Genomic DNA, 8,228 nt, shown 5'->3' on the forward strand with positions numbered 1-8,228 from the left:
CCTGCCGATTGCCTGGCTCCCGGCTCGGCGGTGACAGTCACCGTCCGCCTCACCGTTCCCCTGCCGTTTGTGCCGTTCAGCGACGCACTGCATCTGAACGCGAGCCAGCTCAGCGCGTCGGCAACCCAGCTGGTGGGCAGGTTCCGGTGAGGGGCCGGCCCAGGCCCCGCCGGCAGGAGGGGCAGGTGCTGGTGCTGAGCATCGGGTTCGTGCTGATTGCCCTGCTGGTCGCCACCGTCGTGATGGCGGCCTCCAGCGTCTACCTCGAACACAAGAAGCTGCTCTCCGCGGCGGACGGTGCCTCGGTGGCGGCCGCGGACAGTTTCACCCTCGGCCAGCTGGGCAACTCCGGCGGCACACCGTCCGCCGTCCTCAGCGGGGCGAGGGTTCGCAGCGCCGCCGTCGACTATCTGGGCCGCAACGGCGCGTTCGAGCGCTTCAGCGCCCTAAGCGTGGCGCCGGTGACCGGCAGCCCGGACGGCGCCACCGCCGTCGTCGTGCTGAGTGCAGCCGTCCACCCGCCGGTGGTGAACTTCCTGGTGCCGGACGGCATCCGGATCGAGGCGACGTCCACGGCGCGCTCCCGCCTCAGCCGGTGATCCGCTGGCCAGCCACTCCGGTTGCCCTATCAGTAGATGCTGCCAACCAGGCCGTCGGGCACCCAAAGTGACAGGTCACCCGGACAGGGCAACCGGCAGTGTCAGGGGGCTAGGACACATAGCGTAGGCTTAAAAAACCATGGCAAACATTGATTTTCCCGCTGAAATCCGCGCGCTGCGGGCCACCTACACGTCCATCGAGAACGTCTCGAACGTCGAGGCGCTCAAGGAAGACATCGCCGAGCTCAGCGAGCGGGCCGGTGAACCCAATCTGTGGGACGACCCCGCCGCGGCGCAGGTCATCACCTCGAAGCTCTCGCACAAGCAGACCGAACTCGAACGGCTCAACAAACTCGTGGCCAGGATCGACGACCTCGAGGTCCTCGTGGAACTCGGCCAGGACGAGGACGACGCCGACTCCATGGGCGAGGCCGCCGCGGAACTCGAATCGGTCCGCAAGGCGCTGGCCGACCTTGAAGTCGTCACCCTGCTCTCCGGAGAGTTCGACGAGCGCGAAGCCGTGGTGACCATCCGCGCCGGCGCCGGTGGCGTGGACGCGGCGGACTTCGCCGAAATGCTGCTGCGCATGTACCTGCGCTGGGCCGAACGCCACGGCTACCCGACCACCATCATGGATACCTCCTACGCCGAAGAAGCCGGGCTGAAGTCCGCCACCTTCGAGGTCAAAGCGCCCTACGCCTTCGGCACGCTCAGCGTCGAGGCCGGCACCCACCGCCTGGTCCGGATCAGCCCGTTCGACAACCAGGGCCGCCGCCAGACCTCGTTCGCGGCCGTGGAAGTGATCCCGCTGATCGAGCAGACGGACTCCATCGACATCCCGGACAACGAGATCCGGGTGGACGTCTTCCGCTCCTCCGGCCCCGGCGGGCAGTCGGTCAACACCACGGACTCCGCGGTGCGCCTGACCCATATCCCCACCGGCACCGTGGTGTCGATGCAGAACGAGAAATCGCAGCTGCAGAACCGCGCCGCCGCCCTGCGCGTGCTGCAGTCCCGCCTCCTGCTGCTGAAGAAGGAACAGGAGGACGCCGAGAAGAAGGCGTTCGCCGGCGACGTCAAAGCCTCGTGGGGCGACCAGATGCGCTCCTACGTCCTGAACCCGTATCAGATGGTCAAGGACCTCCGCACCGAGCACGAGGTCGGCAACACCTCGGCCGTGTTCGACGGCGAAATCGACGACTTCATCGACGCCGGCATCCGCTGGCGGACGGACAACCGCAACGCCGAGAAGTAGGCCCGGCGACCGGCCAGGCGCCTCCACTGGGAGGTCCCTGACAATCGCGCGACACGCCCCGCCGTTCCGGCGGTTCCGCCGTTACCCGTGCGTATAGTCGAGGGGCCGGAGCTCTACTTCCCCCAAACGAAAGCCCTTGCGCCGGCAGCAGAACCGGGCCCTCGCGGCCATGTCCTGCAGGGTACTAAGGGCCATGATCCGTTTCGAAAATGTCACCAAGGTCTATGACCAGAAGGCGCGGCCGGCGCTGGATTCGATCAACCTTGAGATCGACCGTGGCGAATTCGCCTTCCTCGTCGGCGCCTCCGGCTCCGGCAAATCGACCTTCCTGCGCCTGGTCCTCAAAGAGGACCGCGCATCCTCCGGCGCCGTCTACGTGGCCGGCCAGAACGTCGCGAACATCTCCAGCTGGCGCGTGCCGCGCCTGCGCCGCGGAATCGGCGTCGTCTTCCAGGACTTCCGCCTGTTGCCGCAGAAGACCGTCTTCGCCAACGTCGCCTTCGCCATGCAGGTCATCGGCAAGAGCCGCAGCGTCATCCGCGACACCGTCCCCGAGGTCCTGAAGACCGTCGGCCTGGAAGGCAAAGAAAACCGTCTCCCACACGAACTCTCCGGCGGCGAGCAGCAGCGCGTGGCGATCGCCCGCGCCGTCGTGAACCGCCCCGGCATCCTGCTGGCCGACGAGCCGACCGGAAACCTGGACCCCACCACCTCGATGGGCATCATGGGCGTGCTGGACAAGATCAACCAGAACGGCACCACCGTGGTGATGGCCACGCACGACGACGACATCGTCAACGAAATGCGCAAACGGGTGGTGGAACTGAAGAACGGGGTCGTGATCCGCGACGAGGCCAAGGCCCTCTACACCTCCATGATTCCCGTCGTGGGCCAGTCGCGCCGCCTGCGCGACGCCAGCGGACGGGACGAACAGCCGCAAGTTATCCCGCCCCGGGCCGGCTCGCGCGCCGAAGCCCGCGCCGAGTTCCGCACCGCAGGGGAGGGCCAGGCGTGAGGCTTGCATTCGTCCTGGGCGAGATCGGCAGCGGCCTGCGCCGCAACCTGTCCATGGTGATCTCCGTGATCCTGGTGACCTTCGTGTCGCTGACCTTCGTCGGCGCCGCCGGCATGCTGCAGCTGCAGATCAACCAGATGAAGGGCTACTGGTACGACAAAGTCCAGGTGGCCATCTTCCTCTGCAGTGACGGTTCGACGGCGCCCGGCTGCGCCACCGGTCCGGCGACGCCGGAGCAGGAGGACAACCTGCGCACGCTGCTGAAGTCGCCCGCGGTGGCGCAGTACGTCAACGACTTCCAGTACGAGTCCAAGGACGACGCCTACAAGCACTTCAAGGAACAGTTCTCCAATTCCCCGATCGTTGACTCCGTGACCCCGGACCAGTTGCCGGCGTCCTTCCGGATCAACATGAAGGACCCGGAGAAGTACGAGATCATCAGCGAGACCTTCTCCTCCCAGGCCGGGGTGGAGACCGTGATCGACCAGCGGCAGCTGCTGGAGCGGCTTTTCTCGGCCATGAACGCCGCATCCCTGGTGGCCGTGAGCATTGCCGGCGTCATGATCATCTGCGCCATCCTGCTGATCGCAACCACCATCCGGCTATCCGCGTTCAGCCGCCGCCGGGAAACAGGCATCATGCGCCTGGTGGGCGCGTCCAAAATGGTCATCCAGCTCCCGTTCATCCTCGAAGGCGTGATCGCCGCGGTGATCGGTGCCGCCCTGGCCTCCGGCACGCTGTGGGCCGTGGCCCGCTTCTTCCTCGAAGGCGTCCTGTCCAAGCAGTATCCGGACACCGCGTTTATCTCACCCGGGCAGACCCTGATCCTGGTACCTGCCCTGATTGGCCTGGGCGTTGTCCTGGCCGGAATTTCCTCCCTGCTGACCCTCCGCCGGTACTTGCGGGTCTAGCTTTGCGCAACGAAAAGGGAATGCTTATGACACCGATGGCCCGCCGCCCCCTCCGGCAATCCCTCCGGCTCCGCCTGGTGGGGCGCCGCAGCCGGATGATCAGCGCCACCCTGGCGCTGGTCCTGGCCGGGACCATGGGGGCCTCGAGTCCGGCGGCATTCGCCGACGACCTTGAGGACCAGCAGGCCGCGCTGCGCGAGGAGGCGGCCCGGGTCCAGCACTCCCTCGAATTCGTGGACGGCAAGATCGCCCAGGCTGCGGCAGACCTGGTCCTGTACCAGGGCCAGCTCCCCGGCGCCCAGCAGGCGCTCACGGACGCCCAGGGCCGGGTGGCCGGAGCGGTCCAGGAAGTGCGGGCCCTCGCGGCCCGCGTGGACCTGGCGCAGCAGAACAAGGCAAAAATCACGCAGCAGCTGGAAGCGGACAAGCAGAAGATCGCGGACACCCGGAAGCTGATCGGGCAGATCGCCACGCAGGCCTACAAGTCCGGCGGCGTCCCGTCCAACCTGTCCCTGTTCTTCGGGTCGAACCAGGGCAGCAGCCTGACGGACACCATCGACCTCGCGGACCAGGCCCTGCGCAGCCAGAACTCCGCAATGGACAAGCTCACCCAGCAGAGCGCCACCAACGTCAACGCGCAGGCCCGGCTGGCCGCCGTCGAGGCTGAAATCACCGACCTCAAGGCCAAAGCCGACGCCGCACTGGCCCGGGAAAAGGCCGCCCGGGACGAGGCCGCAGCCAAGAAGGCCGCCGTCGACAAGCTGATTGCCGACACCACCCGGCTCGACGCCCAACTCCAGGCCGCCAAGCCCGGCATCCAGAACCAGCTCGCGCAGGTCAAGGCGCAGCAGGACGCCGTCGCCGCCGAGATCGCCGAACGCGACCGGAAGCTGCGTGAGGCCTGGCTGGCCGAGCAGCGGCGCATTGCCGAGGCCGCGGCGGCCGCCGCCCGGGCGCAGGGACAGGCCGTCCAGCCGTATGTCCCGCCGGTCCAGGGCTCGCCGTCGGCCTTCGGGCTGCAGCACCCGTTCCCCGGCAATATTCCGATCACCTCCGGGTTTGGCTGGCGGGCGACGCCGCCGGGCACCATCGACTTCTACGGCCAGGGCGGTTACATGCACACCGGCATCGATTTCGGTGCCGCCTGCGGCACGCCCGTCTACGCCGCGGCTGCCGGCACCGTCTTCTCGGCCGGCTGGGCCAACGACGGCGGCGGCAACAACGTGAAGATTTCCCACGGGGTGGTCCAGGGCAACTCGCTGACCACGATTTACTACCACAACACTTCTGTGGCGGTCTCGGTCGGCCAGCACGTCAACCAGGGGCAGCTGATCGCCTATTCAGGCACCACCGGCAACTCCACCGGCTGCCACTCGCACTTCGAGACCTGGCTCAACGGCCGGGCCGTGGACCCGATGAACCTGCTGTAGTCCGGCCCGGGCCATCCGGCGGCCCATCCGGNGAGGCGGGCGCCCTGCCGTAAACTGGAAAGACTCCGCACCACCTGGCCGGAGTGAACCACCAACAAACCGAGGAGTCCTACCGTGCCCAAAGAAAGTGGCCGTAAGGTAGTGGCCACCAACCGCAAGGCCCGGCACGACTATCACGTCCTTGACACCTATGAGGCCGGCATCGCGCTGATGGGCACGGAAGTGAAGTCCCTGCGCGAGGGCCATGCCTCGATGGTGGACGGCTTCTGCACGTTCTACAACGACGAGCTGTGGATGGAGGGCATCCACATCCCCGAGTATCACCAGGGGAGCTGGACGAACCACGCCGCACGCCGCCGCCGCAAGCTGCTTCTGCACCGCGAAGAGCTCACGAAGATCTCGCACAAGATCCGCGAGTCGGGCTTCACGATCGTGCCGCTGCAGCTGTACTTCGTGGACGGCCGCGCGAAGGTCGAAATCGGCGTCGCCCGCGGCAAGAAGGAATACGACAAGCGCCAGACGCTGCGCGAACAGCAGGACAAGCGCGAGGCCCAGCGCGTCATGCGCGAACGCAACCGCCGCTAGCGCGCCGCAGGCTGTCACGTCCCCTGGGAATGTTTCCCGGGGGCGGTGCGTTATGATTGATAATCCGGGAAGGATTCGAAAGTATCCGGTCCGGGTTTGATAAAAAAATACGGGGATGATCGGTTTCGACGATGTTAGTCGCGACAGGTGAAGCGGGCCGAGGATGCAGAATTATCTCGTAAACGCTGTCTGCAAACCAATAAGTGCCGAATCAAAACGCACTGACTTCGCTCTCGCTGCCTAAGCAGTAAGACAGTCCGTCAGCCCGAGGTTGCTATTGCCCCGGATCCTGGCGTCATTTAGATAGCCACTGCTGTTTACCTCCGTCATCGGGGTAAACGGGACTCTTAGATGACTGGGCCCGGATCAGCCAGCTGTTTGCAGCATGGCTGGGGCCGAGAAAATCCAACGCAAACTGCGCCCGGAGAAGCCCTGACAACACGACATCGGACGGGGGTTCAATTCCCCCCATCTCCACATACATAGGGGCCCGGCAACGGCGCTCCACCCCGTATTGGGTTCACAAAACTCCCCGCTGGCTTCTGTCGGCGGGGAGTTTTGTGCTTAAAAGCCAAAGAGGAGGGAAGCGTCTTCCGACACTTCCCTCCTCTTTGCAGTTGCTTGGCACTACATGCCGAGGATCTTCGCCTTCTGGACGCCAAACTCTTGTTCCGTGAGAATCCCTTGATCCTTAAGCGCCCCGAGCTGCTTGAGCTGTTCGAGGGCTTCGTTTGAGATGCCGCCGGCAGCCGGGGGAGGGGGTGGTGGCTGCTGGTAGACCGGCTGCTGGTAGGCCTGCGGCGGTGGCTCCTGCTGGGCCATCTGCGAATCGTAGGCCTCCTGCTGCTTGGCCGCCGTCGCGGCGTCCTTCTCGGCAAACTTGTTGGCCTGCCGTCGCTGGACCCGGCCGCTGACTGCACTGGCTGTCCCGGCAACCACCGCCGTCCGCCCTATACCTCTGAGAAGTCCCATAATTTTCTCCTGTCGGATTGCTTCCTGTGTGTCTTACGCGTCGGGTGCCGGCGACACGGCGGGTGCCGTCGTCTCGGCGTCGAGGGCCTCGAGGGCATCAAGTGCTTCCATCACGTCCGGAGCAGGGATCCGCGTGCTCGCGATGAGTTCGCCCCCGCTGTCCCGAACGGCCGCCACGAACGGTGCCGCCCAGATGTTCTCGTAGACGATCAGCGCGGCCACAGTCCCGGGGAGCAGCGCGGCCGAGGCCTCGGCGATGTCGTCATCGCCCAAGAGCCCGGTCCGGGCTCCCTCGAAGTAGGAGAACCCCGCCGCCGGACCGCCTGGGTCGGTGAGTTCGAGCACCTCGACAGATCCGTCGTCATTCTTCATGACGACGAGGAGATCGAAGAGGCGGATCACGCCCTGCTCGACGAGCTTAACGAGTTCCTCACTCGCCTGTCCCGTTAGTCCCGATACGGGGAACTCCAGGAGTACGAAGTCGACCGGCCCGTGGGCCTCAGTCTCCGGTGTGATTGTCACTGGTATTCCTCCGGTCTGTGTCGAGCACGCTGTCTGGCGCACTGGTCTTAGTGTGGGCGGTCCCCGCCGGGCCGTCACCACCCGCGTCGAATGATTCCGATGGGGGCCGTGCCGCTCAACGGTTGGAACTGCCCCGCGGACATGCCCCCGGAATGGGACCTCTCGGTCGGATTCCAAGACCACTAAACCGCCAACGGGAGATTGTCACATCATCCATTTCGGGTGAGCCCCCAGCCCGCCGCGACGTGTCAGGCCAATACGACAAGAGGCCGGAAGCAACGGCTTCCGGCCTCTCGATATTTCAGCGCTTCTTGATGTGTGCCACTGGGTCGGTGTGGGCATCGACGATGTGTTTCGCCTTCTTCTCTGCCCGTTTTTCCTTGATGGTTTTAACCGACTTCTTCGACACGCTCTGGTGCGGCGTCTTGTCAGGCATGGTGCTCTCCCTCACGGCAGGGGCCAGGGGTAGCCCCGTCTTTTAAGCTACGCCTCGGGAACGGCGGCGTCCACGATCCCTGCGAAACGGCTGCCGACGCCGTCGTACACACTGCGCACGAGCCCGGGCCCGAGCACCGGGATCTCGCGTGCCTCGTGGTGCACGCAGCAGACGTACGTGAATTCCGGCCACCATTTTTTGGGCCGGGCCGCTTCGGAGAATCCGCAGACGGCACAGGTGAGCTGGACCCAGACGGGCCGCTTGCCGGTGCGGTTTGCCTTGGACTGGACCAGCCACGCCGGCGGGTTGTCCAGCAGCTCGCCCAGCTCGGCCTCGGACAGCCGGGGCGGGATGCCGTGACGGTGCGCCATTTCCAGGGGAATGTCGAGGGTCTGGGCTGCTTCACGTCGGGTAACCATCCTTCAACGATACGGGAACGACGGCGGCCCGAAGCCACCAGGGCGCCCCGGTGTTACCCTCGCCACACCGGCAGCGGGCTGAGC

General features: G+C 65.8%; 10 protein-coding genes and 1 other RNA gene. 7 read left to right on the forward strand and 4 right to left on the reverse strand.

Annotation, left to right across the window (positions count from 1 at the left end):
* Positions 1 to 185: 185 nt before the first annotated feature.
* The 7 genes from Y706_RS0106945 to ssrA all read left to right on the forward strand — a co-directional run bounded on the left by Y706_RS0106945 (position 186) and on the right by ssrA (position 6,275).
* Entirely contained in the window at positions 186 to 599 is a 414-nt protein-coding gene (locus Y706_RS0106945) for a pilus assembly protein TadG-related protein (RefSeq protein WP_028276032.1), read from the forward strand.
* Positions 600 to 738: 139 nt separating this feature from the next.
* Positions 739 to 1,854 carry a peptide chain release factor 2 gene (gene prfB / locus Y706_RS0106950; RefSeq protein ID WP_028276033.1) on the forward strand — a complete coding sequence of 372 codons (1,116 nt, stop codon included), beginning with the start codon at positions 739 to 741 and terminating at the stop codon, positions 1,852 to 1,854.
* A 193-nt stretch (positions 1,855 to 2,047) separates the two neighbouring features.
* Positions 2,048 to 2,869: a cell division ATP-binding protein FtsE gene (ftsE, locus tag Y706_RS24025; RefSeq protein ID WP_043435207.1), complete on the forward strand. Its 822-nt coding sequence runs from the start codon at positions 2,048 to 2,050 to the stop codon at positions 2,867 to 2,869.
* Positions 2,866 to 3,780 (forward strand): permease-like cell division protein FtsX, encoded by a 915-nt coding sequence (gene ftsX / locus Y706_RS0106960; RefSeq protein ID WP_028276034.1) that lies wholly within the window; start codon positions 2,866 to 2,868, stop codon positions 3,778 to 3,780. Before ftsE ends, ftsX begins: the two co-directional genes overlap by 4 nt.
* A gap of 26 nt (positions 3,781 to 3,806) precedes the next feature.
* A complete protein-coding gene (locus tag Y706_RS0106965; protein WP_028276035.1) occupies positions 3,807 to 5,210 on the forward strand; it encodes a M23 family metallopeptidase in 1,404 nt (467 codons plus the stop codon).
* 114 nt (positions 5,211 to 5,324) lie between these two features.
* Entirely contained in the window at positions 5,325 to 5,795 is a 471-nt protein-coding gene (smpB, locus tag Y706_RS0106970; RefSeq protein ID WP_026266743.1) for an SsrA-binding protein SmpB, read from the forward strand.
* A 111-nt stretch (positions 5,796 to 5,906) separates the two neighbouring features.
* Positions 5,907 to 6,275, forward strand: a transfer-messenger RNA (tmRNA) gene (gene ssrA / locus Y706_RS27905).
* A 147-nt stretch (positions 6,276 to 6,422) separates the two neighbouring features.
* On the opposite strand, the gene Y706_RS0106975 is transcribed toward ssrA, so the two are convergent.
* From Y706_RS0106975 to Y706_RS0106990, 4 genes are all read right to left on the reverse strand, one after another.
* A complete protein-coding gene (locus tag Y706_RS0106975) occupies positions 6,423 to 6,767 on the reverse strand; it encodes an SHOCT domain-containing protein (protein WP_243181221.1) in 345 nt (114 codons plus the stop codon).
* Positions 6,768 to 6,800: 33 nt separating this feature from the next.
* Positions 6,801 to 7,289 carry a DUF6325 family protein gene (locus Y706_RS0106980; protein ID WP_052355026.1) on the reverse strand — a complete coding sequence of 163 codons (489 nt, stop codon included), beginning with the start codon at positions 7,287 to 7,289 and terminating at the stop codon, positions 6,801 to 6,803.
* A 301-nt stretch (positions 7,290 to 7,590) separates the two neighbouring features.
* Positions 7,591 to 7,725: a hypothetical protein gene (locus tag Y706_RS30575; RefSeq protein ID WP_018775274.1), complete on the reverse strand. Its 135-nt coding sequence runs from the start codon at positions 7,723 to 7,725 to the stop codon at positions 7,591 to 7,593.
* Positions 7,726 to 7,772: 47 nt separating this feature from the next.
* Entirely contained in the window at positions 7,773 to 8,144 is a 372-nt protein-coding gene (locus Y706_RS0106990; RefSeq protein ID WP_028276038.1) for a hypothetical protein, read from the reverse strand.
* Between the last annotated feature and the right edge of the window lie 84 nt (positions 8,145 to 8,228).

Origin of the sequence: Arthrobacter sp. I3 (assembly GCF_000520575.1) — a bacterium.
GTDB lineage: Bacteria > Actinomycetota > Actinomycetes > Actinomycetales > Micrococcaceae > Arthrobacter > Arthrobacter humicola_A.

Excerpts from the sequence above, each read along its gene's own strand:
- prfB (WP_028276033.1), top strand. The coding sequence starts at position 739 with ATGGCAAACATTGATTTTCCCGCTGAAATCCGCGCGCTGCGGGCCACC.
- ftsE (WP_043435207.1), top strand. The coding sequence starts at position 2,048 with ATGATCCGTTTCGAAAATGTCACCAAGGTCTATGACCAGAAGGCGCGG.
- Y706_RS30575 (WP_018775274.1), bottom strand. The coding sequence starts at position 7,725 with ATGCCTGACAAGACGCCGCACCAGAGCGTGTCGAAGAAGTCGGTTAAA.
- Y706_RS0106975 (WP_243181221.1), bottom strand. The coding sequence starts at position 6,767 with ATGGGACTTCTCAGAGGTATAGGGCGGACGGCGGTGGTTGCCGGGACA.
- Y706_RS0106990 (WP_028276038.1), bottom strand. The coding sequence starts at position 8,144 with ATGGTTACCCGACGTGAAGCAGCCCAGACCCTCGACATTCCCCTGGAA.
- Y706_RS0106965 (WP_028276035.1), top strand. The coding sequence starts at position 3,807 with ATGACACCGATGGCCCGCCGCCCCCTCCGGCAATCCCTCCGGCTCCGC.